The sequence below is a fragment of the Actinomyces massiliensis 4401292 genome, assembly GCF_000269805.1.
Lineage (GTDB): Bacteria > Actinomycetota > Actinomycetes > Actinomycetales > Actinomycetaceae > Actinomyces > Actinomyces massiliensis.
In genome coordinates this window covers 287,750-313,389 of record NZ_JH711483.1, presented here as the reverse complement: position 1 = coordinate 313,389, position 25,640 = coordinate 287,750, and the positions used below count along the sequence as shown (strand labels likewise).

Annotated in this window: 17 protein-coding genes; 5 read left to right on the top strand and 12 right to left on the bottom strand. The window is 67.7% G+C overall.

Features of this window, described 5'->3' with window-relative positions:
• Nucleotides 1-14: 14 nt before the first annotated feature.
• Complete coding sequence (locus W5W_RS0113060) at nucleotides 15-1,262, top strand: lipopolysaccharide biosynthesis protein (protein ID WP_008732421.1); 1,248 nt, start codon at nucleotides 15-17, stop codon at nucleotides 1,260-1,262.
• Between the two features lie 89 nt (nucleotides 1,263-1,351).
• Here W5W_RS0113060 and W5W_RS0113055 read toward each other — a convergent pair whose 3' ends face one another.
• The 4 genes from W5W_RS0113055 to W5W_RS0113040 all read right to left on the bottom strand — a co-directional run bounded on the left by W5W_RS0113055 (nucleotide 1,352) and on the right by W5W_RS0113040 (nucleotide 5,052).
• Nucleotides 1,352-2,773: a sugar nucleotide-binding protein gene (locus W5W_RS0113055; protein WP_017195712.1), complete on the bottom strand. Its 1,422-nt coding sequence runs from the start codon at nucleotides 2,771-2,773 to the stop codon at nucleotides 1,352-1,354.
• Between the two features lie 65 nt (nucleotides 2,774-2,838).
• Nucleotides 2,839-3,720, bottom strand: coding sequence for a glycosyltransferase family 2 protein (locus tag W5W_RS0113050; protein WP_008732419.1), 882 nt, complete (start codon nucleotides 3,718-3,720; stop codon nucleotides 2,839-2,841).
• Nucleotides 3,721-3,908: 188 nt separating this feature from the next.
• Nucleotides 3,909-4,322, bottom strand: coding sequence for a DUF2304 domain-containing protein (locus W5W_RS0113045; protein WP_008732413.1), 414 nt, complete (start codon nucleotides 4,320-4,322; stop codon nucleotides 3,909-3,911).
• Nucleotides 4,323-4,326: 4 nt separating this feature from the next.
• Entirely contained in the window at nucleotides 4,327-5,052 is a 726-nt protein-coding gene (locus W5W_RS0113040) for a glycosyltransferase family 2 protein (RefSeq protein WP_008732452.1), read from the bottom strand.
• 235 nt (nucleotides 5,053-5,287) lie between these two features.
• Here W5W_RS0113040 and rfbB point away from each other — a divergent pair, with 235 nt between their 5' ends.
• Nucleotides 5,288-6,283 carry a dTDP-glucose 4,6-dehydratase gene (rfbB, locus tag W5W_RS0113035; protein WP_017195711.1) on the top strand — a complete coding sequence of 332 codons (996 nt, stop codon included), beginning with the start codon at nucleotides 5,288-5,290 and terminating at the stop codon, nucleotides 6,281-6,283.
• A gap of 85 nt (nucleotides 6,284-6,368) precedes the next feature.
• On the opposite strand, the gene W5W_RS0113030 is transcribed toward rfbB, so the two are convergent.
• From W5W_RS0113030 to glf, 5 genes are all read right to left on the bottom strand, one after another.
• The gene (locus tag W5W_RS0113030; RefSeq protein ID WP_017195710.1) at nucleotides 6,369-8,522 is read right to left on the bottom strand and encodes an acyltransferase family protein; all 2,154 of its coding nucleotides are present in this window, start codon (nucleotides 8,520-8,522) and stop codon (nucleotides 6,369-6,371) included.
• 76 nt (nucleotides 8,523-8,598) lie between these two features.
• Nucleotides 8,599-9,324, bottom strand: a complete 726-nt coding sequence (locus W5W_RS0113025) for an ABC transporter ATP-binding protein (protein ID WP_017195709.1) — start codon at nucleotides 9,322-9,324, stop codon at nucleotides 8,599-8,601.
• Nucleotides 9,324-10,193, bottom strand: coding sequence for an ABC transporter permease (locus W5W_RS0113020; protein ID WP_017195708.1), 870 nt, complete (start codon nucleotides 10,191-10,193; stop codon nucleotides 9,324-9,326). Before W5W_RS0113020 ends, W5W_RS0113025 begins: the two co-directional genes overlap by 1 nt.
• Entirely contained in the window at nucleotides 10,190-12,184 is a 1,995-nt protein-coding gene (locus tag W5W_RS0113015) for a glycosyltransferase (RefSeq protein ID WP_017195707.1), read from the bottom strand. Before W5W_RS0113015 ends, W5W_RS0113020 begins: the two co-directional genes overlap by 4 nt.
• Nucleotides 12,181-13,368: a UDP-galactopyranose mutase gene (gene glf / locus W5W_RS0113010; RefSeq protein ID WP_008732415.1), complete on the bottom strand. Its 1,188-nt coding sequence runs from the start codon at nucleotides 13,366-13,368 to the stop codon at nucleotides 12,181-12,183. The genes W5W_RS0113015 and glf overlap by 4 nt, the downstream gene beginning before the upstream one ends.
• A 280-nt stretch (nucleotides 13,369-13,648) precedes the next feature.
• Between glf and W5W_RS0113005 the strand changes: the two genes are divergently transcribed.
• The 3 genes from W5W_RS0113005 (at nucleotide 13,649) to W5W_RS0112995 (ending at nucleotide 20,125) form a co-directional block, all read left to right on the top strand.
• A complete protein-coding gene (locus W5W_RS0113005) occupies nucleotides 13,649-15,643 on the top strand; it encodes a DUF6541 family protein (protein ID WP_238533355.1) in 1,995 nt (664 codons plus the stop codon).
• 178 nt (nucleotides 15,644-15,821) lie between these two features.
• A complete protein-coding gene (locus W5W_RS0113000; RefSeq protein WP_017195705.1) occupies nucleotides 15,822-17,885 on the top strand; it encodes a DUF6541 family protein in 2,064 nt (687 codons plus the stop codon).
• A gap of 137 nt (nucleotides 17,886-18,022) precedes the next feature.
• Nucleotides 18,023-20,125, top strand: a complete 2,103-nt coding sequence (locus W5W_RS0112995; RefSeq protein ID WP_017195704.1) for a DUF6541 family protein — start codon at nucleotides 18,023-18,025, stop codon at nucleotides 20,123-20,125.
• Here W5W_RS0112995 and W5W_RS0112990 read toward each other — a convergent pair.
• From W5W_RS0112990 to W5W_RS0112980, 3 genes are all read right to left on the bottom strand, one after another.
• Entirely contained in the window at nucleotides 20,109-22,034 is a 1,926-nt protein-coding gene (locus W5W_RS0112990) for a glycosyltransferase (protein ID WP_017195703.1), read from the bottom strand. The genes W5W_RS0112995 and W5W_RS0112990 overlap by 17 nt on opposite strands.
• Before the next feature lie 265 nt (nucleotides 22,035-22,299).
• Nucleotides 22,300-24,321, bottom strand: a complete 2,022-nt coding sequence (locus W5W_RS0112985; RefSeq protein WP_017195702.1) for a DUF6541 family protein — start codon at nucleotides 24,319-24,321, stop codon at nucleotides 22,300-22,302.
• The gene (locus W5W_RS0112980) at nucleotides 24,318-25,622 is read right to left on the bottom strand and encodes a nucleotide sugar dehydrogenase (protein WP_017195701.1); all 1,305 of its coding nucleotides are present in this window, start codon (nucleotides 25,620-25,622) and stop codon (nucleotides 24,318-24,320) included. The genes W5W_RS0112985 and W5W_RS0112980 overlap by 4 nt, the downstream gene beginning before the upstream one ends.
• Nucleotides 25,623-25,640: the final 18 nt, after the last annotated feature.

Here is a 25,640-nt window from a genome sequence, read left to right as displayed (position 1 = left end):
CAGGAGGCACGAGCATGTCCGCACCGGAGACCTCGCAGGCCCGCGACTACTTCTGGAACACAGCCGCATCCCTCATGCTGTCCCTGACGACGGCGGTCCTGCTCCTCGTCGTCAAGCGCAGCGCCGACCTATATGCGGCGGGCGTCTTCTCACTGGCCAATGCCGTCGGACAGCAGTTCCAGGCCCTCGGCATGTACGAGGTGCGCACCTATCACGTCACCGATGCCCGTCACCGCTTCGATTTCGGCACCTACCTGGCCACCCGGCTGGTAACCGTAGGGGCGATGATCGCCGGCATCATCGGATACGCGGTGATCTCCGGGGATGATCTCGCCAGCGCCGCCCTCATCGCGATGATCGCCTTCCTGCGCGTCTTCGAGGCTTTCGAGGACGTTTACTACTGCGAGTTCCAGAGGGAAGGGCGTCTGGACATCGCAGGGAAGGCCTGCTTCTTCCGCACCCTGATCACAATCACGGTCTTCTCCGGAATACTTGTGGCCACCGGAAGCATGCTCATGGCCGCCGCCATCACCCTGGTGGTCTCGACGATCGTGCTGCTGGGCGCCTATCTCCCGCCCGCCAGAGGCATGTTCGATCTGCGACCGCGGTGGGAGCTGCGCTCCATCAAGCAGGTCCTGATCGAATGTCTGCCGCTGTTCCTGGCCTCGTTCATCGCGCTGTACCTGGCCAACGCGCCCAGGTTCGCGATCGATCGCTATCTCGATCCCGAGCAGCAGGGCTACTTCGCCATCATCTTCATGCCCGCATTCACCATCAATCTGCTCTCATTCGTCATCTTCCGACCCCTGCTCACCCAAATGGCCAACCGGTGGATCGGCGCGGACCGGGCCGGATTCTCGGCGATCATCAGGAAGGGTCTGCTCGGGACCCTCGTGGCATTCGCTGCGGTCGCACTGGCCACCTACACGATCGGCGCCCCAGCGCTCCGCCTCGTCTACCACACGGATGTCTCCGGCTCCATGCTCGAGCTCATGGTGCTGGTGGCGGGCGGAGCGCTGAATGCGGCGGGAGTGGTTCTCTACTACGCGCTCACGACCATGCGACTGCAGAAGCTAGTCTTCGCGGGGTACATCGCCGCGGCGGGAGCGATCACCCTCCTGTGCTTCGTACTCGTCCCCGCCTATGCCCTGCTGGGGGCCTCCCTGGCGTACGCGGGGGCGATGGGAGTCCTCGTCGTCGTCTTCCTCATGAGCCTGTTCCTGGCACTGCGACGGGCCTCGTCCGAGGCCCCCGCCGACTGAAAACCGGCATCGGGACCGGACTCGGGATCTCAGGCTTCAGCCGACACGTCAGTACTCATGAGTACTCATGCCCCACCGCTCGCAATCGCTCACAGGGTCGGGACGTAAGCCTCCAGGCGCTCCATGGAGTCTGCGGGAGTGAAACCGGTGGCCTCGATCCTGGACAGATCCAGAGCACTGCTCAGCGGGCGCGGAGCGATGCCCTCCTGACCGGCGTAGTACTCGGCCGTCGTCACCGGCGTGACCTCCGCGGCGCTGCGCCCCACGAGCTCATAGACGCGACGGGCGATATCGCACCAGGAGACGACCGGCCCTCGACCCGACAGATTGTAGGTGCCGTACTCCGCTCCGGTGGACAGCAGGTGGATGATGCCCGCGGCGAGATCAGTGGTGAAGGTCAGCCGCCCGGTCTGGTCCGCCACAACCTTCGGGGCGATGCCGCGCTCCGCCAGAGAGGCCATGGTCCGCACGAAGTTCTTGCCGTCGCCGACCACCCAGCTCGTGCGCACGAGATAGTGGCGGGGGGCCGCCTCCACTGCGGCGTCACCGCCGGCCTTGGACTGGCCGTAGACGCCGAGAGGGCTGGGAGGCTCATCCTCGGTATGGATGCCGGCAGTGCCGTCGAAGGTGTACTCGCTCGAGATGTGCACCAGCGTGAAGCCGTGTGCGGCTGCCGCACGGGCCAGGTTGGCCGGACCGGTGGCGTTGGCCCGCCAGGACAGGCGGCGCCCGTCCGGCGTCTCGGCGCCATCGACGTCAGTCCAGGCGGCGGCGTTGATGACGATGTCGTAAGCCGACCAGTCCCAGGCCGTCATCTGCACTGCGTCGGAGACATCCGCCTCGGGAAGGTCGACGCCGGTGACGGTGTAGCCGGCCTGCGGCAACTGCTTCATGAGCTCGCGTCCGAGCTGACCGCGAGCACCGGTGACCAGCACACGGCGTCCGCGCTCGGGTTCGACCGGCATTGGCGCCACCTCCGCCATGCGCGGATGCGCCCTGTCCTTATCGGACAGGATCGCCCGCTCCAGCGGAATGGGCCACGGCACCGCGGCGGTCTCGTCGGCGAGGTTGAGGAACGTGTACGCCGCATCGGGCGACCAGTGATCGTTGACCAAATAGGTGTAGGCGGTATCCGGTTCCAGAGTCTGATAGGCGTTCCCCACGCCCTTGGGAACGAACACGGCCACTGACGGGTCGATCTCGCACGTGTAGACGGCGCCGAAGCTCGGCCCGTCGCGCAAGTCAACCCAGGCGCCGAAGACCCGCCCCGTGGCCACCGAGACGAACTTGTCCCAGGGCTCGGCATGAATACCGCGGGTGACACCGACCTCGTTGTTGAAGGAGATGTTGTTCTGGACCGGCCCGAAGTCCGGCAAGCCGAGCGCCAGCATCTTCTCGCGCTGCCAGTTCTCCTTGAACCATCCGCGCCTGTCACCGTGGACAGTCAGATCGAGACGCAGGAAGCCGGGAATCGGCGTGGTTTGGACGCGAAGAGTCTTGCCGGTCTCCACATCGCCGGCAGCACTGCCAGGGCTGTCAGTGTTACCAGGGCCGCCGGCGGAGCCAGACGCGCCGGTCATACGAGGATATGGCGGCCCAGGTTCTTCACTCCCGCCCAGTTCTTGGCGAGGGCCGCCTTGGGGAGGAGAGTGCCGGCGTGCAGGCGCGAGGAGACGTGAAGTCGGGCCACGCGCGCGGCGCGCTTCCAGCCGAGCTGATCCATCTCGGCGGCCATCTGCAGGAAGAAGCGGCGCTCCTCCCCGAACCTGGTGCCCTCCAGAGCGCGCCAGGAGGAGTCGGAGCCGGAGTGCCGACGGTAGAGGAATGCAGCGGTCGGGTCGTAGAGAAGGCCGCCGCCCTTCATGGCGACATCGCACACGAGAGCCATGTCCTGAACCACGTCGTAGCCCTCTCGGAAGCCGATCCCGAGAATCGTCTCCGCACGCCAGGCCAGTGACGGGAAGTAGAGCCAGTCGCCCCGCAGGATCGAGACCGCGAGGGTCTCACCGCGCAGGACCTGCGGAACCCTCCTGGAGGGCATGTAGAAGCCCTTGACCTTCTCAACCAAGGTGTGAGAGGGCGCGCCGTGCTCATCAATGACGAACACGCCGGGCTGGAAGATGTTCGCGTCCGGGTGGCGCTTGGCCGCCTTGACGAGCCAATCGACATAGTTCGGGAGCATGACGTCGTCGGCCCCCATGACCTGCACGAGCGGGTTCTCGACGAAGGTCAGGCACTTGCGGTAATTGCCGTTGGCCCCGAGGTTGGTCTCATTGCGCATGTAGGTGACACGGGAGTCCTTCAGGGAGTCGAACCAGCCCGGAATCGAGTCGTCCGGATAGCCGTCATCGACGACGATCAACCGCCAGTCCGGATTCGTCTGGCGCAGGACGGACCTGACAGCCTCCTTCATCATGGCCACATCGCCGTAGAAAGGGAAGAGGATGTCAACAGTCATGAAGGGGCCTTCCACGAAGCAAACGGTGCTGCCGCTAGATTAGCATCGCATGCACCTCGCTCAGGCCACATGCGGCCGGCTGATCTACTCCGCGATGCGGTGGTGCAAGGCGGTGTAAACGGAGTGAGAGGTGTGAGAGGTATCGAGCGGTAGCGGGGCGGGCGGGATGCCGCAGAGAGCCGGAGCCCTCACGACCTGGGCGAGTCGGCCGCGCCGGAGGAGCCGGACGAGTCCGAGGAATCTGAGGAGCCTGACGAGCCGGCCTCGAGCTGCTCCATGCGCAGATTCAGGATGGCGATCTCCTCAACGAGTCTGCGCCGCTCCTCATCCCCTCGTGAGGCATCGACGCTGAGCTGCAGTGAGACGAGCATCATGACAATGCCCTCGACGAAGAACGCCAGGTTCAGGGGGACCCTGACGCCCAGCGCGCCCGACACCAGGCTGAGCAGGCTGGGGAACAGCGACACGATGGTCGTGCCCACCACGATGACCACCCACCAGGTCGCGTAGCGCTCCTTCATGCCGGCATTACGCATCCGGAAGAACACCGCGATCAGGACGATCAGTGAGAAGACGAGGCCGATCCAATACGTGCGTTCCATGAGGTCACTTCTTCTGCGTAGGACGGGTCAGGGAGACGCCGAGCGCCACGAAGGCTCTCCCGAGGAACTTGGCGGCCTTGAAAGGATTCTGCGACGGCGTCCCTCCCGCTCGGGGGCGCATCGCCACGGGGATCTGCCGCACCACCAGATTCGACCTCGCCGCGATGACGAGGGCCTCAATGGTATCGCCGAGATACTCCGCCGGATACTCCCTGGCGAAGAGCTCAATGGCCCGGCGCCCCGAGAGTTTGAAACCGGAGGTCGTGTCCGTCAGACGGGTTCCGCACACCCTGGACAGAATCCAGGACAGGACCTTCATGGCCCACCAGCGCGGGCCGCGCACCGAGTAATCGCCCTTGCCGGCGAAACGGGCTCCGATCACGACATCCGCATGAGCGTCCTCGGCCTCCTGGATGAGATTCGTGATCTCCTCGGGCGCATGCTGACCATCGGCGTCGAGCTGGACGGTGTACGTGTATCCCCGACGCTGGGCGTACAGGTAGCCCGCCCGCATCGCGCCACCGACCCCGAGGTTGATCGACAGATCCAGCACCGGGACGCCAGTGGAGCGGGCGATCTCAGCGGTAGCGTCCGTCGATCCGTCGGAGACGACCACCAGGTCGGCGAAGGAGCCGACCGTGTCCAGCACCTCCTGAAGAACACCGCCCAGCACATCCGCCTCATTCCAAGCGGGGATGATGATCAGCGTGTCATGCGTTGGTGGCGTCATGACTCTCCTTCACGATGGCGATGAACCGGAAGAAGTCTAACGGGTGAATTACGGGTTGAGTGCAAGCGGATACGGTGCGAGGCGCCCTGGTTCGCCCAGGCGTGGCATGATGCGCGGAGGACGACGCTCGTCGACGCCCTCCCCGTCCCTCAATATCCCCTCATACTCCCCCATATCTCCTCGCATTCCCTTCGCATTCCCTCAGATCCCCTCACATCTCGGAGTCGTCATTCCCATGAACATCCTCGTCACCGGCGGTGCCGGATTCATCGGCGCCAATTTCGTCCGTCAGACCCTGACGCGCCACCCCGGGGCCACCGTCACAGTCCTGGACAAACTCACTTACGCCGGGAACCAGGGCTCACTGGCGGATCTGGGCGATCGGGTCGAGCTGATCGTCGGGGACATCGCCGACGCCGATACCGTGGACCCGCTCGTGGCGGCCGCCGACGTCGTCGTCCACTTCGCCGCCGAATCGCATAATGACAACTCCCTGCGCGACCCCTCCCCCTTCATCCGCACCAATCTGGTGGGCACCTTCACTCTCCTGGAAGCGGTGCGCCGCCACAGGGTGCGCTTCCACCACGTCTCCACCGATGAGGTCTACGGCGATCTCGAGCTGGACGACCCGGCCAAGTTCGAGCCGACCACGCCCTACAACCCCTCCTCCCCCTATTCCTCCTCCAAGGCGGGCTCCGACCTGCTCGTGCGGGCCTGGGTGCGGTCCTTCGGGGTGGAGGCCACGATCTCCAACTGCTCGAACAACTACGGGCCCTACCAGCACATCGAGAAGTTCATCCCCCGCCAGATCACCAACCTCATCGACGGGGTGCGCCCCAAGCTGTACGGCGCCGGGCAGAACGTGCGCGACTGGATCCATGTGCGCGACCACAACGATGCCGTGTGGGACATCATCGAGAAGGGCCGCGCCGGCGAGACCTATCTCATCGGGGCCAACGGGGAGAAGAACAACAAGCAGGTCGTCGAGCTGATCCTGGAGCTCATGGGCCGCGAACCCGACGACTACGACCACGTGGCGGACCGCCCCGGCCATGACATGCGCTACGCCATTGACAACTCCAAGCTCGTTCAGGAGCTCGGCTGGGCGCCCCGCTTCACAGACTTCCGCTCGGGCCTGAAGGACGCCATCGACTGGTACCGGAACAACGAGGCCTGGTGGCGTCCGCTCAAGGCGGAGGTCGAGGCGAAGTACGCCGCCCAGGGGCAGTAGCCAGCTGCAGACCGGCCACTGACCAGCCGCTGACCGAACCGCTGATCGACCGACGGTCAGCGGCCTATCGGCACGGATCTCTCACTCACTCTTTGCCGCTGTCCGCCAGGCCCATGGCGCCCTCAATGCGTGCGGCGAGCTCGGGCGCCATGGTTCGCGAGTAGGTGGACGAAATGTGGTTGTCGTCCATATAGACGAACACATCGCCGATGATCGTGCCGCACACGCCGTCGGGACACAGCATGTCGCTGGCGTCGATCTGGTGGAAAAGCGGGTTGCTCTCCTCCAAGAACTTCGCCGGATCCTCAGCGGCCATGGCGTTTTCCTTGGGGAAGACGCAACCGCCGACAAGCGTCTGGGGACCAACCGCGTTGGCGCACTCGTACAGGCTCTTCTCGGAGCGGGGATTGTCGCGGAAGCCGATGACGGTGATGCCCTCTTCGGTGAGCTGCTCGACAATCTTCTTGATTCCGGGCCGCAGCAGCTCTATGGAGGAGTCCTTGGAGGTCTCCGTGGTTTGAAGCACGACGACATCGGGGGGATTCCTCTCGAGCTGCTCCAGAACCACGTTATTGCGCTCCCGGCAGCTGTCCTTGTAGTACTCGGGCAGTCCGAAGGAGCAACCGCCCTTGAGGTAGGCCGTGATGTCCCAGTCATCGGTCTCATGCAGCAGCCGCATGGTGGGGATGACGTTCTGAGCGGCATGCGAATCCCCGACGACAACGGCCTTGAGGGCGGTGTCGGAGACGGAGGGGAGCCGCCTGCACGAGGAGTTCTCACTGTCGATGAGCGCAGCCAGATCATCGGCGCACTTGACGCCCGCCAGGGTCGCCCACTCCGTGGTCACTGACAGCGGCCCCGGAACCGGAGGCTTCGTCCAATCGCTGGCCTGGCCGTTGAGCACCGCCAGCGCACCCGGATGATCGGGATCGATACCCGCCTGCACCTGCTGCGAGATCTCCATGTGGCGCTGGTAGGCGATCGCGCCCCCGGCCACGCCGAGCGGGATGCCGCCCACCACCAGGCTCACGGTCACCATCGCCGCCTGCACTCCCAGCCTGCGTCCCGAGCGCGGGAAGACCTGGGCGGGGCGATCCACGCATCGGGTCATGGCCGCGGCTGCCACCAGCGAGGCGAGGATGAGGACAGCACCGGTCTGAAGATCGAATGTCCGCTGCTGTGTCGCAGTCAGGTACAGGACGAACAGCGGCCAGTGCAGCAGGTAGACGGCGTAGGAGCGGTCGCCGAGCGCGACCAGAGGCCGCCATGAGAGCAGACGCGAGACCGTCCCCAGTTTGGGCTCGGTGCCGCACAGGAGAATGGCCGCCACCGCCGCCATGGGCACCGCGGCCATGGGGCCGGGATAGGTGCCGATGCTCACCAGGCAGAAGAGCAGGAGGGTGCCCAGGCCGAGCCACGACACCAGCCACCGAATCCAAGCGCTGCGCGGCCGGAGCGCCGGCGCGGCCGCAGCGACCGCGGACCCCAGGGCGAACTCCCAGATGCGGGCCCGGGTATCGAAGTAGACCGAGCCGTCGGCCGGCGCCGAGGTCATCAGCCACGCCAGCGAGACCGCCGCCAGCGCGGCGAAGGCCACGGCCACCACGCGGCGGACCGGCAGGCCGGCGCGCGAGGCGATCCCCGCGCAGATCGCCATGAGAACCGGCCACAGCAGGAAGACCTGCCCCTGCATCGACATGGACCACAGGTGCTGCAACGGCGATGAGACGGCGTGGTTGTCGGCGAAGTAGTCGGCGCTGACGGCGGCCAGGCGCCAGTTCTGCCAGTAGGTGACCGAGGCGGCGCCCTGCACGAGCACTTCGATCCACCGGTTGCGGGGAAGAATGAGCAGGGAGGCCGCCACGGTCATCAGGACAGTGACCACCAGTGGCGGCATGAGCCGCTTGAACGTGTGCAGCCAGCGCTCGACGAACCAGGGCGTGCGGCCGGCCTCGGCGCGGCGCACGAAGGCTCCCGTCATGAGGTAGGCCGAGATCATGATGAACGCGTCCACGCCGATCGGCGAGCCGATCCTCCAGGCGTGGAAACCGAGCACCTGGATCATGCACAAGGCCCGCAGGCCCTGGATGTCCAGTCGCCGGCCGCGCCCCGAGGAACCGGGAAGCCGGGTGGCATCCCTCAGGATCCTGACCAGCCCGGGCTTGCGGCCGGTCTTGCGAGGACGATCAGACGCCTCGGGCTCCTCAGGCTCCTCGGATGCCTGGGGGCGCTGCGCCACAACTGATTTCATGACTCTGAAACGGGCCCCGCCAGGGGCCCGACCCGCGTGGGAACGACGGAGAAGGACATGCGACTCACTCCCCGCGCATGCGCCGCACGACGTCCTTGGAGGGGCCATCAGCGACTTTGACGCCCTTGTCCAGCAGGACTCCGCGCTCGCACAGGTCGGACACCATATTGAGGTCGTGACTGACGATGACCAGTGTCTTGCCCTGGTCGGACAGACCTCGGATCTCGTCCAGGCACTTGCGCTGGAAGGGCTCGTCCCCCACGGCGAGGATCTCGTCGATGAGGAAGACCTCCGGATCCGAGTGCACGGCCACGGCGAAGGCGAGTCGCAGGAACATGCCCGAGGAGTAGAACTTGACCTCGGTGTCCATGAAATCCGGGATCTCGGAGAACTCCACGATCGATTCGTAGGCGTCCTCGATCTGCTTCTTGGTCATGCCCAGGATCGCGCCGTTGAGGAAGACGTTCTCACGGCCGGTCAGATCGGGGTGGAAGCCCGCCCCGACCTCGATGAGGCCCGCGACCCGTCCCCGGGTGCGGATCCGGCCGCCGTCGGGACGCAGCACCCCGGAGATGAGCTTGAGCAGGGTGGACTTGCCCGAGCCGTTGAAGCCCAGCAGGGCCACGGTCTCGCCCTGGTGGACATCGAAGGTGACGTCGTCCAGGGCCTTGAAGGTGTTGATGCCCAGGTCCTGCTTGCGCACAGCAGCCACGGCGAGCTCCTTGAGGGAGCGTCGGTGGCGCAGGGTGAACTCCTTGGTCACCCCGGCGATCTCGATACGTGGATCCATCACAGCTCCTGCGCGAACTTGCCCTCGGTGCGCTTGAAGGCGAGCTGCCCCAGCCCCAGGACGATGAGCGACCCGACCAGGCCGACAAGGGTGAGCATCGGTATGGAGCCGATCCCGGGGACGGACTCGCCCGTGGCGGCGGACCAGAATCCGTAGTGGAACAGCTCGACGGCCACAGTCACTGGATTGGCCTGGTAGATGTGCCACATCCATTCCGGGACGACGTCCTTGACCTTGTCCGCCGGATAGAGGACCGGGGAGACCCAGGTGGCGATCATGAGGATCAGATCGACCAGGTTCTCCGAGTCCCGGAAGAAGACGTTGAGGCAGCCGAAGATGAGGCCCAGACCCAGTGCCGCGAAGGTGACGATGACGAATCCGGCCAGAATGGCCGCGGTTCCCAGGAGCGTGGGCCTCCAGTCATAGAAGAGGGAGCCCACGAGCAGCACCACCAGCTGCGGGACGAAGTGCACGATGGCCACGTATACGCTGGCGACCGGGAACATCTCGCGCGGCAGGAAGATCTTCTTGATCAGCGCCGCGTTCCAGATGAGCGTGCGCGTCGCATTGCCCATCACCTCCGAGAAGTAGGTGATGACGACCATCCCGGAGAACAGGTAGATCGGGTAGCCGGGCAGCGTCTTGTTGAGGCTGAGGAAGACCCCCATCGCCAGGAAGTAGACGACGAACTGGACGGCCGGCTTGATGTAGGACCAGGCCATGCCCAGCACGGAGCCGTGGTACCGGATCCGGAGTTCCTTCTTGACGATCAGCGACAGCAGATAGCGCTGGCGGAAGACGTCGAGCAGCCCCTTGGAGTAGCCGGGGACGACGAGCTCGTCGTCCCCGACTGCGACAGCCTGAGTCACCGGGACTCCTCCGTGGCGGCGACCGCGCTGGACTGCGCCCCGTCCTCCTCGGCGATGCCGAAGGTCCGGGCCCACGCCTCGGGGGAGACGACCTCGCCGACACGCGCCTGGTACTCGGCCTGGAGATCCTCCCAGTCCTGCCGCAGGCGCTTGTGAAGGATGAATGAGCGCATCAGCAGATCGCGGAAACGCCCGGGATCGCGGTGGTACCAGGAGGCCCCCGAGCCATCGGAGTTCGACACGATCGCAGAATCGAACTGGGAGAGCATCCACCAGCGGGCCTCGGTCCACGGCACGCGCGCCTCGGGATTCACCCGGGACGCCGCCTTGACGGGCAGGACCTGCTTGACGGTGCCCTTGGCCGCCATGGCGATGCGGCCCACGATGGTCTTGGGATAGCCGAGGTCCTCACCCTTGCGGGGCAGCTTCTCGCGGCGCACCATCGGGAAGGCGTCGGGGTCCTTCTCCACGATCGCGTCGTCGAAGCCGGAGCGCAGCGCGCGCACGCTGGGCACGATCGTCGAGATCCCCGCCTGGAGATGGTCGGGGCCGGAGAGGATGTCCTCGATGGCCTTCAGGCGCAGCTCCACCACTGAGTACTGGGAGGACAGCAAGTGCTTGATCTGCCCCTGCATGGACTCGGTGATGACGTGCCCGCCGTGCTTGTACTGGGAGTGGATGAGGGCGGCCACCAGACGGTTGCGCTCGTGGAAGTATGCCTGCCAGTCCAGCGAGTCGTCCTTGTCCGTCCACGGCACGTGCCATACGGCGGCCCCGGGGAAGGAGACGGTCGGCACGCCGGCACTCCGGGCGCGCAGGCCGTACTCCGAGTCGTCCCACTTGATGAAGAAGGGCAGGCTCAGGCCGATCCGACGGACCACGGAGGTCGGGATCAGGCACATCCACCAGCCGTTGTAATCGGCATCGGCGCGCTGATGCAGCCAGGGAGTCGTGCGCAGCGGCGCATTGGCCAGGTCGTGGTCCGGCCGCGTGCCCTTGGTCGAGCCCCACCAGAAGCGCCACGGCTGGACGTACTCGGCGTATGCGTGCAGCATCGTGCGCTCGTACATGGAGAACATGTGCCCGCCCACGATCGTGGGCACGCGGGCCAGGTCGGCGAAGGTGACGGCCCGCACGATGCCCTCGGGCTCGACGCGCACGTCGTCGTCCAGCAGGAGGACGTAGTCGGCGCCGCCCTGCAGCGCCTCGTACATGCCGCGCGAGAAGCCGCCGGAGCCGCCCAGGTTGGGCTGATTGATGATGCGCAGGCTCTCACCCAGGGACTCGCGGGCCGCCGGGAAGTGCGAGTCGTCGACGACGTTCTTATTGCCCTGGTCGGCGACGACGACCTCGTTGAGCACGCTCGGAAGAGTGTCGGAGGCGCCCAGCTGGCCGAGCATGATGGCGCAGTCGGTGGGGCGGTTGAAGGTGGTGATGCCGATCGTCGCCCTGCCCTGGGGGGTCTCGGCCGGGACTTCCGCCTCCCAGCGGGCCGCCTCGACGATGGCGTCCTCGGAGTCGGCCGCGATATCGAACCAGTACCAGCCGCCGTCGCCGAAGGTGTTCAGCGGGAGCTCGAAGACCATCTCAGCGGACTTCGAGCCGATGCGGGCCGAATCGACGCGGTGCGAGGCGCCGCGGGCGTTGGACTTGTAAATGATGACGGAGCCCGAGCCGGACACGGTGACCCTCAGGGTCACCTTCTCCACGATCGTCCAGCGCCGCCAGTACGCCGCGGGGAATGCGTTGAAGTAGGTTCCGAAGGACGAACGGCTTTGGGCCGGGATCCGGTAGCTGTAGCGCGAGACGATCTGCCCGGGGCTCTGGCGCACGGTCTGCGCCACACCGACATCGGCGGAATCGCTGTCACGCGTCTCCTTGGTGACGGGGGCCACCGAGATGACCTCGCCCTCGGCATACAGCGAGAGGATGTCGGAGTCGCCGTCGGCGGGCAGGACGAAACGCTGCAGGACGCGCGTTGTGGTGCTCACGCCTCGATCCCCTCTCCGTTCAGTGCGGCGCCGTCGCGGAAGTGCGGAGCGATCTTGTTGTCGAACATCGACAGGGCCGAGCCGATGGCCATGTGCATGTCCAGGTACTTGTAGGTGCCCAGACGGCCGCCGAAGACGACGCCCTGCTCGCTCCCGGCGAGCTTGCGGTAGGCCAGCAGCTTCTGACGATCCTCCGGGGTGTTGACCGGGTAGTAGGGCTCGTCGCCCTCCTCGGCGAAGCGCGAGTACTCCTTCATGATGACGGTCTTGTCCGCGGGGTAGTCGCGCTCGGGGTGGAAGTGGCGCGGCTCGATGATGCGGGTGTAGTCGTGATCGGCGTCCGGGTAGTTCATGACGCTCGTACCCTGGAAGTCGCCGGTGTCGGGGTACTCGGTGCTCAGGTCGATGGTGCGCCAGCTCAGCGCGCCCTCCGAGTAGTCGAAGTAGCGGTCGAGGGGCCCGGTGTAGACGATCGGGACCCGCCCCTTGAGCGCGGTCTTGTTGTAGGGCTGGGACTCGTCGAAGAAGTCCACGCCGAGAGCGACCTCGATGTTGGGGTTGTCCACCATCTTCTCCAGCCATGCGGTGTAGCCGTTGGTCGGCAGGCCCTCATGGGTGTCGTTGAAATAGCGGTTGTCATAGGTGTAGCGCACGGGCAGGCGCGAGATGATCGAAGCGGGCAGGTCCTTGGGATCGGTCTGCCACTGCTTGCCGGTGTAATCCTTGATGAAGGCCTCGTACAGCGGGCGCCCGATGAGGCTGATGCCCTTGTCATTGAGGTTCTCCGGATCCTTGCCGGCCAACTCGCCGGCCTGCTCGGCAATAACAGCGCGAGCCTCATCCGGGGAGTAGGCGGCGGAGAAGAACTGGTTGATGGTGCCCAAATTGATCGGCATGGGGTACACCACACCGTCGTGAGTGGTGTAAACGTGATGCACGTATGGAGTGAAAGACGTAAAGCGGTTGACGTACTCCCACACGCGCTCATTGGACGTGTGGAACAGATGGGCGCCGTACTTGTGAATCTCGATACCGGTACGCGGATCCGGCTCGGAGTAGGCGTTACCGCCGATGTGGTCGCGCTTGTCGATGACAAGCACCTTGAGTCCGAGCTCGTTGGCGCATCGCTCCGCGATCGTCAGGCCGAACAGGCCCGATCCGACAATGACGAGGTCGTGGTTCACCGTAATTGTCCCTCCGTAGGCAATGGCCCGATGGTAGCTGATAGCGCAGCGGCCCTGCGCAGTCGATTAGCCCTCATTTTCCGGCTCTGACTTTCATCCGGGTGCACTCGCCGGCGAGGAGGCGGGCGCCCTCCGCCCGCGCTGTTCGCACTGACGCGGACTTCAACGACGACACCGATAGGAACGTACAGGACTCGTGCAGGGCCTGCAGGACTGCAGCTTCCCACACGCCCTTGGTTCCGCGGGAGTCCAGCCGATCCACCTGATACCGTGGCTCCTCGTGTGGATCTCACTCATTCCTCAGATCCTGACGGCTTCTGCGCTCCTCTTCGCACCGGGCCTGCTCGTCACCGTCGTGGCGGGTCTCCCACCGCGCACCGCCGTGTCCCTGGCACCGGCCGCATCCATCGGGATCATCGCCGGGGCCGGCGTCATCGCGCCATTGGTCCACATATCCTGGGGACCCGTCCTCGTCGCGGCCCTCACCGGCGCGATCGTGCTCATAGCCGCCGTGATGCGCGTGCCGGCCACCCGAATGCGAGGACGCAACGCCTCCGGCCGGACCGGCCAGGCCGGCCGGGCCGATCGAGCGCCCTCGGATCGCCCGACGCCGTCCGACGCCCTGATGTACGTCATTCTTCTGGGAGCGGCGGCTCTGGTCACCACCTGGCTCGTGGCTCGCGAGCTCAATACGGCCGACGCCATCTCGCAGACCTTCGACGCCGTCTTCCACCTCAACGCCGTGCGCTGGATCCTCGACACCGGCAACGCCTCCTCCATCAAGTGCTACCTGGAATCGCCCCAGGGCGACGTCTACCCCATGGGCTGGCACACACTGGTCGCCCTGACCATGAAACTCACGGGCTCCACCAGCATTCCGATGGCGACCAACGCCACCGCCATCGCCGTGTCGGCCCTCGCGTGGCCCAGCGGATGCCTGGCCCTGACCAGCCGGATCCTCAACCGGCGCAGGCTCGGCATGGTGGTCACAGCCCTGCTGTGCTCCACGATATCGGCCTTCCCCCTGCTGCTGCTCAGCTTCGGCGTGCTCTACCCCAACTTCCTCGCACTGAGCCTGCTTCCGGGAATAATCGCATGCCTCCCGGAGCTCTTCCCCTCCCCCGACGAGCCCTCGGCGTCCCCGCTCCTCCTGCCCGCACTCCTCCTCGCCCTCGGCGGCCTGGGCATGGCCCAGCCCAATGTCATCGTGACCTTCCTCATCGCCCTGGTCATCTTCCTGACCGTGTGGGTCACGCGGGCGGTCCGCGAGGCCAGGCGCGGCGGCCCCACCGCGCAGCTGCGTCGTCGCGTCATCACCTGCATCGTCCTGGCACCGGTCATCATCGGGCTCTACATCGCCCTGCGACCCCCGGAGCGCGCGGCGTCCTGGGGCCCGAACAACTTCACGAGCGCCGTCATCGGGGAGATTCTGACCTCATCACCTCAGGGCCTGCCCATCGCCTGGGTGGTGGCGATTCCCGCGGTCGTCGGCGCAGTCGCCGCCTGGAGACGACGGCGACTGCGGTGGCTCGTCGTATTCCACGCGATCAACTGCGCGCTCTACATCGTGTCCAAGACCATGCCCATGGAGGGGGCCACGAAGGACCTGCGCTACTGGCTGGTCGGCTCGTGGTACTCCGATACCTTCAGGCTCGCGGCCCTGCTGCCACTGGCGGCGATCCCCCTGGCGGCGCTGGGCGCCTGCACCATCGCCGATTGGGCGGCGCAGCGATACCCGGTCCTGCGACTCGAGAACATGCGCGGCGCACGCAGGCGAGTGGCGTACGGAGTGCTGGTGGCGGTACTCGTCCTGCTCGGGCCCGCGAGCCTGCCGACCTCCCAGGCCCTGCACAAGCTCGAGTCCACCTACATCATGGATGCCGGCTCCCCCCTGCTGACGCCGGACGAGCTGACGGTCATCGAGAGGCTTCCCGAGCTCGTGGGCGAGGAGGAGCCCGTGGCGGTGGACCCGAACAGCGGCTCCGCTCTCGCCTACGCCCTGGCGGGCACCAACACCACCGCCAAGCACATCTTCTACCACAACAGCCCGGAGATGGAGATCATCGGCGAGAAGCTCCGCTTCGCGGCGACGGACCCGCAGGTGTGCAGTGCCCTCGACGAGCTCGACGTCCACTACGTGCTCTACTTCCCGGGGCGGATGATCCGCAGCCCACGCGGACTGAGAGGGTTCGAGAGCCTGTCGGCCGTCGACGGCTTCCAGCTCGTCACCCAGCAGGGGCGGGCGGGCCTCTACCGGATCACCGCCTGCGAGTGAGCACGCGCTGGATCCGACGCTGAGGGACATGAAGCGGCCGCCGACGGGCACTGCCGAACACTGCCGGGTACCGAAACAACCGCCGCGCCTGGGCCGGAGACGCGCATAGCAATCGCTAGCAAATTGTTAGTAACCCGCGTTCAAGTCAAGTGCACAGCACGCACTAGAATGCACCTTCGTGTGGCTCTCCCTCCTCCCGATCCTCCTGTCAGCTGCCGCGCTGCTATTCATTCCAGGCACCCTCGTCGGCGCTGCCGCAGGAATACGAACGCCTCTCATCGTCGGCCTGGCGCCGGCCATCTCCATCGCGATCATCAGCGGAACCGGTGTTGCAGCACCCGTACTCGCCCTGCCCTGGGGCCTGGCCTCGGTAGCGGCGGCCACTGCGATCCTGTGCCTGGCCGCCCTGGCAACGAGGTGGCTGATGGCCCGGCGGCATCCCCCGTACGCCGGATCAGGAGCCACCGGCGCACTCCCCCGCCTCCGCTCCATCGCCGTCTGGTGCGCGGCGTGGCCGCTGTCGGCCGCCGCCACCGGGGCCACCATCGGACGCATCCTGAACACCCCCGATGCCATCTCGCAGACCTTCGACGCCGTCTTCCACCTCAACGCCGTGGAATGGATCCTCCAGACCAATAACGCGTCCTCGTTCCGCCTCTTCCTGGAAGCCCCTCAGGGCAGCGCCTACCCGCTCGGCTGGCACACGCTGGTCGCCCTGGCCATGAAGCTGTGCGGCGCAACGAACATCCCCATGGCCACCAACGCGACGGTGCTCGCCGTGGCGGGCCTGGTATGGACCTCCGGCTGCCTGACACTGACGCACGTCCTCTTCCACGGGCGCCCCGCAGCCCTGCTCACCGCCGCGGTCATGGCCGGCAGCTTCACCGTCTTCCCCTTCGTCCTGCTGAACTGGGGCGTGCTCTACCCCAACTTCCTGTCCATCGCGCTGCTTCCCGCACTCCTGGCAGCCGTCCGCGCACTGGTGCCGATCGGCAGCGCCGGTCTCACTCCCCGACCGACCGGTCTGCTCCTGCCGGCGACGGCTCTCGGAGTCGCCGGACTCGGGCTGACTCAGCCCAACACCATCGCCACGCTCCTGCTCGCCTCCGTCATCCTGACGACGGCGAGGCTCATCACCTCCTTGCGCGCACCGCTCGACGAGCGCCCCGCGAGTGCGCTCCGCCGGCAGAGCCTCGTAGTCGGCGCTCTGGCAGTCGGCCTGGTCATGGTCTGGATGTACATGCGCCCGCCGCGTGAGAGTGCGATCTGGGGTCCGAGCTATGCGACGAGCGGATCCGTCGGTGAGGCCGTGACCTCAATGCCCGTGCAGCTCCCGGTGATCTGGGTCCCCGCCGTGCTGACTCTCCTCGGCTTCATCGCCGCTCTGCGGACCGACGGATACAGATGGCTGGCGGCGCTCCATGCCACCACGGGCGCCCTGTATGTCGTGGCCCGCTCCGCCCAGGACGGCGACCTGCGCTTCTTCATGGTGGGCATCTGGTACAACGACGCCAGCCGCCTGGGAGGGCTGATTCCGGTCACCGCCGTACCGCTGGCGGCACTGGGCATGCTGGCCGCCGCGCGATGGGGACGCGAGGCGTGCGGGGCATGCGGGCGCATCATCCAAGGCATCACCGCATCTCGGGCACGCGAGACGCGCGGGCTGCCGGGACTGCGCAGAGTGCGCGAAGCATGCGAGCGGCTCATCGCCAGCGGGCGCGCTCGGCCCCTCGTGTGGAGATCGAGCGCCTGCTGCGTCATCGTCCTCCTCCTGGTGGCGACCGGGCCGCTGTCGGGCGCGATGTCGGACTCGGTGAAGATACTGGAGCAGTCCTACATGCTCGCACCCGACTCCTCCTCCCTCACCACCGACGAGTACGCCCTCATCAATGAGCTCCCCAGCCTGATCGAGCCGGACGCCGTCATCGCCGTCGACCCCAAATCCGGGGCCGCGCTCGCGTACGCCCTCTCCGGGGCCGACACCACCGTGAAGCACCTCTTCCACCGGCATGACGCCGATCTCGACATCATCGAGAAGAAGCTCAACAGGGCCTCCGCGGATCCCGCCGTCTGCACGGCGCTGAAGGACGTCGGCGCCACCTATGCGCTCTACTTCCCAGGCAAGACGATCTCGAATCAGAAGGCCTTCGTCGGGTTCGCGCACCTGGACACCGCACCGGGCTTCGAACTCGTCGCCGAGCGGGGACAGGCGTCTCTCTACCGGATCACCGCCTGCGGATGAGACGCGCGCCGTCGCGTCATGGGCGAGAATGCGGATGCCCGTCATCTCATCCGCCCCATCCCATCCGCTCCAGCGGGGTTTGAGGAGCCCCGCTCCCTCAGGGCGAGAGGCCGCGCCGTCAGCCCGAAAGGACCCCCATGGCCATGTGGAGCGCTCTCCTCCACCCTCTGCTCATCGCAGCGGCTCTGCTGTACGCCCCCGGCGGCCTCATCGCCATCGCAGCCCGCCTGCCCGTCCGGGTTGTGGTGGCCCTGGCTCCGGCCCTGTCCGTCGCCGTCATCGCGGGGACCGGCCTCCTGGCGCCCGGGCTGGGACTGGCCTGGGGGGTGTCGGTCGTGGCGGGCGCAACCGCCATCATCGTCCTGGCCGCCATCGCCGTGCGGGCGGCGCACCGCCTGACCGGGATCCTCATCTCCCGCAGGGCAAGAGCCGCCGCCCAGGACGCCCGCGACGACGGCGCCCCGAGCGATCCGGACGGGGCCGTCCCATCTGAGGAGCCTGCCCTGCAAGAACCCGCCGATACTCCCCCCGCTCCCGCCTCCATCGGCGGGCGGGCGTCCCGCTACTGGGCCGCCGCACGCGGCCCGGTCGAGGACCTCGGCCTGTGGATCATATCGGCCGCCCTCATGTTGGCCATCTGCGCGCAATTCATCAATGCACCAGACGCCTTCTCCCAGACCTACGACGCCGTCTACCACCTCAACGCCGTGCGCTGGATCCTCGACACCGGCAACGCCTCGAGCCTGTCCTTCGACATGGTCATCTCCAGGGGCGCGGTCTACCCCCTGGGCTGGCACACCCTCGTGGCGCTGACGATGCGCCTGTCGGGCATCACGAGCATCCCCCTGGCCTCCAACGCCGTCATGTGCGCGGTCGCCGGCCTGACCTGGACCTCCGGGGTCATCACGCTCACCAGCGCGCTCACGGCGGGCCGCCGAGCCGGGCGGATCGCGACCGCCGTCCTCGCCTCCGCGGCTCCGGCCTTCCCGCTGCTCGGGCTCTTCTGGGGCATTCTGTATCCGGTTTTCCTCGCAACCGCGATGCTGCCAAGCGTCCTCCTGACCGCGGTGACCGCCAGCGCTCGAGGAATGACACTGCCGCGCCGAGCGGTTCTGTGGCTCATGGCGGGGGCCGGATGCGTCGGGCTGGCACTGGCCCACCCCTCGATCATCGTCATCGCACTCATCGCCGGGGTGTCCGCGGCGGCAACCCGCTCCGTCTCTCTGGCGGTCTGCGCCGTCAGAGCGCGCCATCACATGCGTCGAGCAGCTCTCGCCTACGTTCTGACAGCGCTCCTGGCCGGGGCTTCGTGGTTCGCTGCCCCGGCGCTGCGGGCCTCCAAGAGCGTCTCACAGTGGCCTCCATACACCTCCGTGGCGGGAGGTATCGGCGAGGCGGTGACGAGCGCGCCCGAGCTGACCGCCATCGTCTGGCCACTGGCGCTTCTGACGGTCATCGGATACCTGTCGGCCTGGCGCCGTCGGAGCACCCGGTGGGTGGCGCTGACGCACACCGTGGTCTGCGGGCTGTACGTCGTGGACGTCTCGCAGAAGGTCAGCCCCCTGCGCTACAGCCTGACCGGCTTCTGGTACTCCGACGCCTACCGTCCGGGCGGATTCATGATGGTCACGGCTCTGCCGCTGGCGGGCATCGGCGCCTGCGCCCTCGCCGACGCCGCCGGCCGCGCGCTGCCCCGCCCAGCCCGGGCCGCCACGACCGTGCCATGGCTCAGAGCAGCGCTGACGATCGTCGTCATCGCAGCACTGGCATGGCAGAGCACGGGCAGCGCCGCAATGTCCTACAACCTGAAAAAATTCGGCCTCACGTTCCTGGTGACGGATGACTCCCAGTCATTGACCGCCGACGAGCTCGCCGTCGTGAATCGGCTGCCCGACCTGCTGGGACCCGACGACGTCGTCCTCGCGGACCCCTGGAGGGGCGGCTCACTCGCCTACGGACTCACCGGCGTCACGACGCTGCCCAGGCACCTGAGTTCCTACGGCTCCACGAGCCCGGCACTGACAGTCCTGGAGAACAGCCTCGATGAGGTCGGCGACAACCCCGAGGTCTGCCCCGCCATCGAGGAGCTCGGCGTCGACTACGTCCTGGATTTCAAGGGCCGCACCATCCTGGACGGCCCGCAGGCGCCGGGCCTGTCCGACATCCAGCCGCGCGACGGTTTCCGGACGGTTCTGAGAATCGGGGACGCGACTCTCTACCGCATCACCGCGTGCGCCTGAGCAGCGCCTTCTGAGCGGTGCGGTAGGCCGCCTGACGCACCGCCGTCGGCACCAGGCGGTAACTCGCGCGCACCGCGAGGTTGCGCGCGTACTGGGAGGCCGTGATGAGGCCGGCACGACGCATTCTGGACTGGAGGTCGAGCTCGCTGCGAAGCAGGCGCATGCCTCCGCGCCGCGCGTAGGCGCCGGCCCCGACCCGGTAACGAACCAGGGCCTGCGGCACGTTGGTGGCGCGCGCGCCGTCATGGATCATGCGGGCGAACAACCAGTAGTCCTCCATGAGGTCAAGGGTCTGATAACCGCCGACGGCGCGGACGGCCGCCGCTCGATAGACCACCGAAGGGTGATTGAAGGGGTCGCGCAGAGCCAGGGCCCGGCGAATCTGCCCGGGGTCCGACGGCTGACGACGGATGACGCCATCGGTGTCGGCCTCGTCGTCGAACTCCTGAATGGCCGACCCCACCAGGTCGTACCCGGCGGCCATGAGCGGCAACTGGGTGGCGAAGCGCTCGGGGGTGGAGATGTCGTCCGCGTCCTGGCGGGCGACCACGTCGTGAGCGACCTCGGCGAGTCCGACCTCGAGGGCGGCGGCCAGGCCGACGTTCTCCTCCAGCTCGAGCACCCGCACTGGCACCTCCCCGCTGAGCTCCCCCCGGCGCGCGCGGGCGAGCACATCCTCCAGCTCGTCGGGCACGGGACCGTCGCGCACGATGAGGACCTCATCGGGGCGCAGAGTCTGCTCAACGGTGACGGACGCCAGACTGCGGCGCAGGAAATCCTCACGATCGCCCCGATAGACCGGCAGCAGCACGCTGAAGGACGGCGTCGGGGCATCAGGGTCGACGGCGCCCGCCGCCCCTGCCGGGTTCGATGATCCCGATGATGCGGAGGCCGCTCCGGCCCACTCTCCCTCCCCGGCGGGGCCGCCGCGGCGACGGAGTCCAGGGCCGTCGTCCCTCCCCTCCCGGGCGGCGGCCTCGACGGCGGCGACGTCGGCCTGAACGGGGGTTCCCAGGAAGACCTCCGCATTGTCGGCGGGCCGCGCCAATCCCTCGCGCAGACCCTGGCGGCCCGCCCTCCACAGCGCGGCCCGATCGGCCGAGCTCAGCGTCGCGCGCAGCCAGCGCCGGGCCGTCGCCGCCTCATAGGCCAGCCGCTCAACCGCTCCGAGCCCCGTGGAGTCGCGGAAGGTCCACACCTTGTTGCGCACCTCGAAGCGGAAGCGCTCACCCGGATCGGCATCGGAGGAGCCCAGCGCCTTGGTCAGGTGGTGCACCACCGATTCCGGCACGTACAGGCCGACCCGCCCCCGCAGAATGCGGGAGGTGTACTCGAAGTCGTCGTTCCACAGGAAGTAGGAGGCGCGCGGCAGGCCGACCTCGCGCACAGCGCGCGCATCCATCAGGATCGACACGAAGGAGGCGGTGCGGATCTGACGGGCGCCCGCCAGCGCCGCGTGGCGGTGAAGCGCCGGGGGAAGACCGGGGCGAGTGCGCGGACGGTTCATGGGATGCTCGGTGCCGTCGGTCCACACGGCCCTGGAGGCGAGCAGCGCCGGTGCGCCCGGATACGCCTCGGCGGCTTGGACGAGCGCCTCCAGGGCGGTCGCGGTGGGGATCGTGTCGTCGTCCATGATCCAGATCCAGTCGGCCTGCGGGAATCGCGTGAGGGCGCGCGCGATGCCGGCGGCGAATCCGCCGGCGCCCCCGGTGTTGGTGGGAAGCGCGACGACATGGGCGCCCAGCGGATGGGTCGAGGCCACCTCGCGAGAGGAATCGGTGGAGGCGTTGTCCACCACGACCGTGCCGGTCAGCGCGACGGTCTGCTCCGCCAGGCTGTCGAGGCACCGGCGCAGCAGCTCCTGGCGGTTGTAGGCGACGACGACAGCGACAACACTCGTGCGGCTCACTCGGGGTCCTTCCGTATCCTCCCGCGTTCCTCCCGCGGGCTGGGACTGGGGTCAAGTGTGCCCTATCCGAAGCTCGCCCGATGCACGTGGCGTGCCCTGTGCACTGCGGCGTCCGAAGCGAATGCTCCAGCTCGAGCGGGGTGGTGGCCGGCGGTGAATTGATGCCGGCACGGGGTGCGACCGATCTCGACGCGGAATGCGACCGATCTCGAGCCGGAATGCGACCGATCTCGACGCGGAGTACGACCGATCTCGACGCTGCTGCTCAGTCGCCGCAGGCGGTGATCCGCCACAGGCCGGCCGTACTCGTGGAGGCCACCGGCTCCATGCCGTCAGTGGGCCAGTCGGCCAGCGCCTTGTCCCAGCGCAGGGGCGCCTCCCGACCGTCCCACGCTGCTCCCCGGTCGGCCCGGAAGTAGTACTCGGCTCCGAGCTCATTGAGAAGCTGGCACGTCGTCGACCCCGGCCGCAGATCCGGGGCCGCGGAGGCGAGCATGTCGGCGGCCGTTCCCTGCGTCGGCCTCGAGCGCAGCGGATACACGACGTCGATTCCTCCGAGCGCCCACAGATAGCTCTCTCCCCGCGAGGGCGCTCCCACGACCAGGGCGTCCTCGGGCAGCTGGTCGCTCAGAGACGTGATGAAGTCCGCCTCCTCAGAGGTGAGGATCGTGCCATAGGCGATCCGGTCGGCATCGTGGACCGATCGCGCCAGTTTCGCGTGCAGCGGCATGCGTCCCACAGCGGCGGCGCACACGAGCACGAGGAGCACGGCGGTCATCCTGCGCCCGGGGCGCGCCTCAAGCAGACGGCGCAGCCCCAGGGTGGCCAGCACGAGGCCGGGAATGATGACGAGCGGCTGCACGCGCGCCTTCTGCAAGTACCACAGGGCGCCGATCCGACGCCCCCACCACTGCGGTCCGCCGACGAGCGTGACCAGGCACAGCGCCACCGCCGCCGTCACCAGCCACGGGCGCGCCTGAGGCACGCGGACCGCCGCGAATACCGCCAGCCCGCACACCACGATGCCCAGAGGCGCCCCGACGATCATCGGAATTCCTTGGAAGGAGAACGCCCCGTACTGCGGCAGGTCGAGCAGGGCCTGCCCCAGGGTTCCCAGAAGGTTTCCGCCGCCGCGGGGGTATCGCCAGACCCAGACCAGGGACTCGCGCATCACCCACGCCCCGATCAGGACGCACACGGCCAGCACCGCGAGAATACGGAGCGTCACCGTCTTGCGCCGACCGCCGGCGCGCACCAGGCGCACGATCAGGACCACGGCGAGCGGCCCGAGGAGCACCATGGTGTTGAAGGTCCCCGCACCGTGGGCCAGAACCGCGCCGATCCCTCCGCCCACGAACAGCACACCATTCATGATCAGATCGGACAACGAGGACCGCGTTCGAGCCCTCTCCTCTTCGGATTCCCCCTCGGAGAAGCCCTCGAGGGCGCCCTCTCCGGCACTGTCCGCGGGCACGGAGCGCAACAGGCGCAGGCCCAGAACCACCACCCCGGGCAGACAGATCACGCTCAGGGTGTAGGCCCACACCGCCAAGGTGCCCAGCAGCATCGTCGGCGCCCCCACCGTGGCGGCGCTCAGGACGGTGCCCAGAGCAATCGCAGTGCGGTTCCGGGAGTGCTCGGCGCCGAGGACCTCGGCGAGCAGACCGGCGATGCCCAGCGGCCAGGCCAGTGCCGCGACGACGAGGACCATCGCATTCGAGGACACCGTCACACTGGCGGGAAGCAGTGCCACCGCTCCGTGCCACACGGTCGGGTAGTAGGTGGGCACCCCCTGATAGAGCGCCGACATGCTTCCGAAACTGGAGGCGTTCCCCAGCTGGCGGATCGCCTGGACGGCGTTGGAGTGGAAAACGATGTCGAAGGCCTGAGCCGGGGTGGACATGGACCCCATGCCGGCCAATGTGCCGATCCCGAGGACGAGGCACGCCACCGCCAGCCCGGTCGGCACGCGCAGGTCGGGACGCCCGCCACCGTCCCGAGGCGGATCAGCGGATTGCGTCCGGCCGCCGGGGATGAGGCGGCGCACGGCCACGAGCAGACCCGCGGCGACCGCGGTCACCCCCGCGATAGCGGCCCAGCCCCAGGGGACCCAGGCCGACCCGACGGCCGCGGCCACGATTTCAGCAGTACCGATGACGGCGCAGCTCAGCGGCAGCGCGGCGCTCGCGGCGCTCCAGCCCCGCACGCCCCCCAGGCGCGCCAGGAGCAGCCCGGGGGCGGTCAGGAGCGCGGCTGCCAGCAGAACGCCTGCGACAACGTGGATCATTCCCCTCCTCCGATGGTCAGGCGGGGCACGCCCGTCCAGTTGCCCGCGTCAGTGATGCGACGGCCATCCAGGAGCAGCCTGATACCAGGGAGATCAACGGGGGCGAGTTCATGGTACTCAGGGTGGTCGGCCTGGACAATCGCGGCATCAATCCTCTCCCCCAGGTGGTAGGGGGTCCAGCCGAAGGCGGCGAGCTCGTCGTCGGTGTACATGGGGTCGTGGACCAGGACCTCGGCACCGGCCTCGCGCAGCGCCGCCACGGTGGGGAAGACGCCGGAGAAGGCGGTCTCCTTGACGCGCCCCCGGTAGGAGGCGCCCAGGACCACGACGCGCAGCCCCTCCAGCGAGCCCAGGATCTCAGTGGCGCGAGCCACCACGTAGGCGGGCATGGTGGCGTTGAAGGAGCGCGAGGTGCGCACGATGGAGGCGTCGGGGTCGGTGGACAGGTACAAGCGCGGGTAGACCGGGATGCAGTGCCCGCCCACCGCGATGCCGGGGCGGTGGATGTGGGAGTAGGGCTGGGAGTTGCACGCCTCGATGACGCGCTCGATGTCGAATCCCGCCCTGTCCGCGTAGACGGCGAACTGGTTGGCCAGGCCGATGTTGACGTCCCGGTAGGTGGTCTCGGCCAGCTTGGCCATCTCGGCGGCCTCGGCCGTGCCCATGTCCCACACGCCGTTGGGGCGGGGCAGGTCGTCGCGCTCGTCGAAGTCGAGGACCTGCTCGTAGAAGTCGATCCCCGCGCGGGCGCCCTCCGGGCTCAGCCCGCCCACGAGCTTGGGGTAGCGGCGCAGGTCGGCGAAGACGCGGCCGGTCAGGACCCGCTCGGGGCTGAAGACGAGGTGGAAATCTGCGCCCTCCTTCAGGCCGCTGATCTCCTCGATCATGGGCTTGAAGCGGCCCCGCAGCGTGCCCACCGGGAGGGTGGTCTCATAGGAGATGAGGGTGCCCGGGGTCAGGTGGGCGGCCAGGGAGCGGGTGGCGTCGTCCATCCAGGCGAAGTCGGGGTTCCAGGTGGCGTCGTCCACGAAGAGGGGGACCACCAGGACGATCGCATCGGCCCCGGGGATGGCCTCGGCGTAGTCGGTGGTGGCGCGCAGGGCGCCGTTGCCGGTGGCCGGGTTCAGGGCGGCCAGCTTCTCGGCCAGGTGCGCCTCGCCGGGGAAGGGCTCCTTCCCGGCATTGACGGCCTCGACGATGGCGGGGGCGACGTCGATCCCGATGACCTCATGGCCTTTGTCGGCGTACTGGACCGCCAGGGGCAGCCCGATCTTCCCCAGGGCGACGACGGCGATGCGCATACGGCTCCTTTCGAGCGG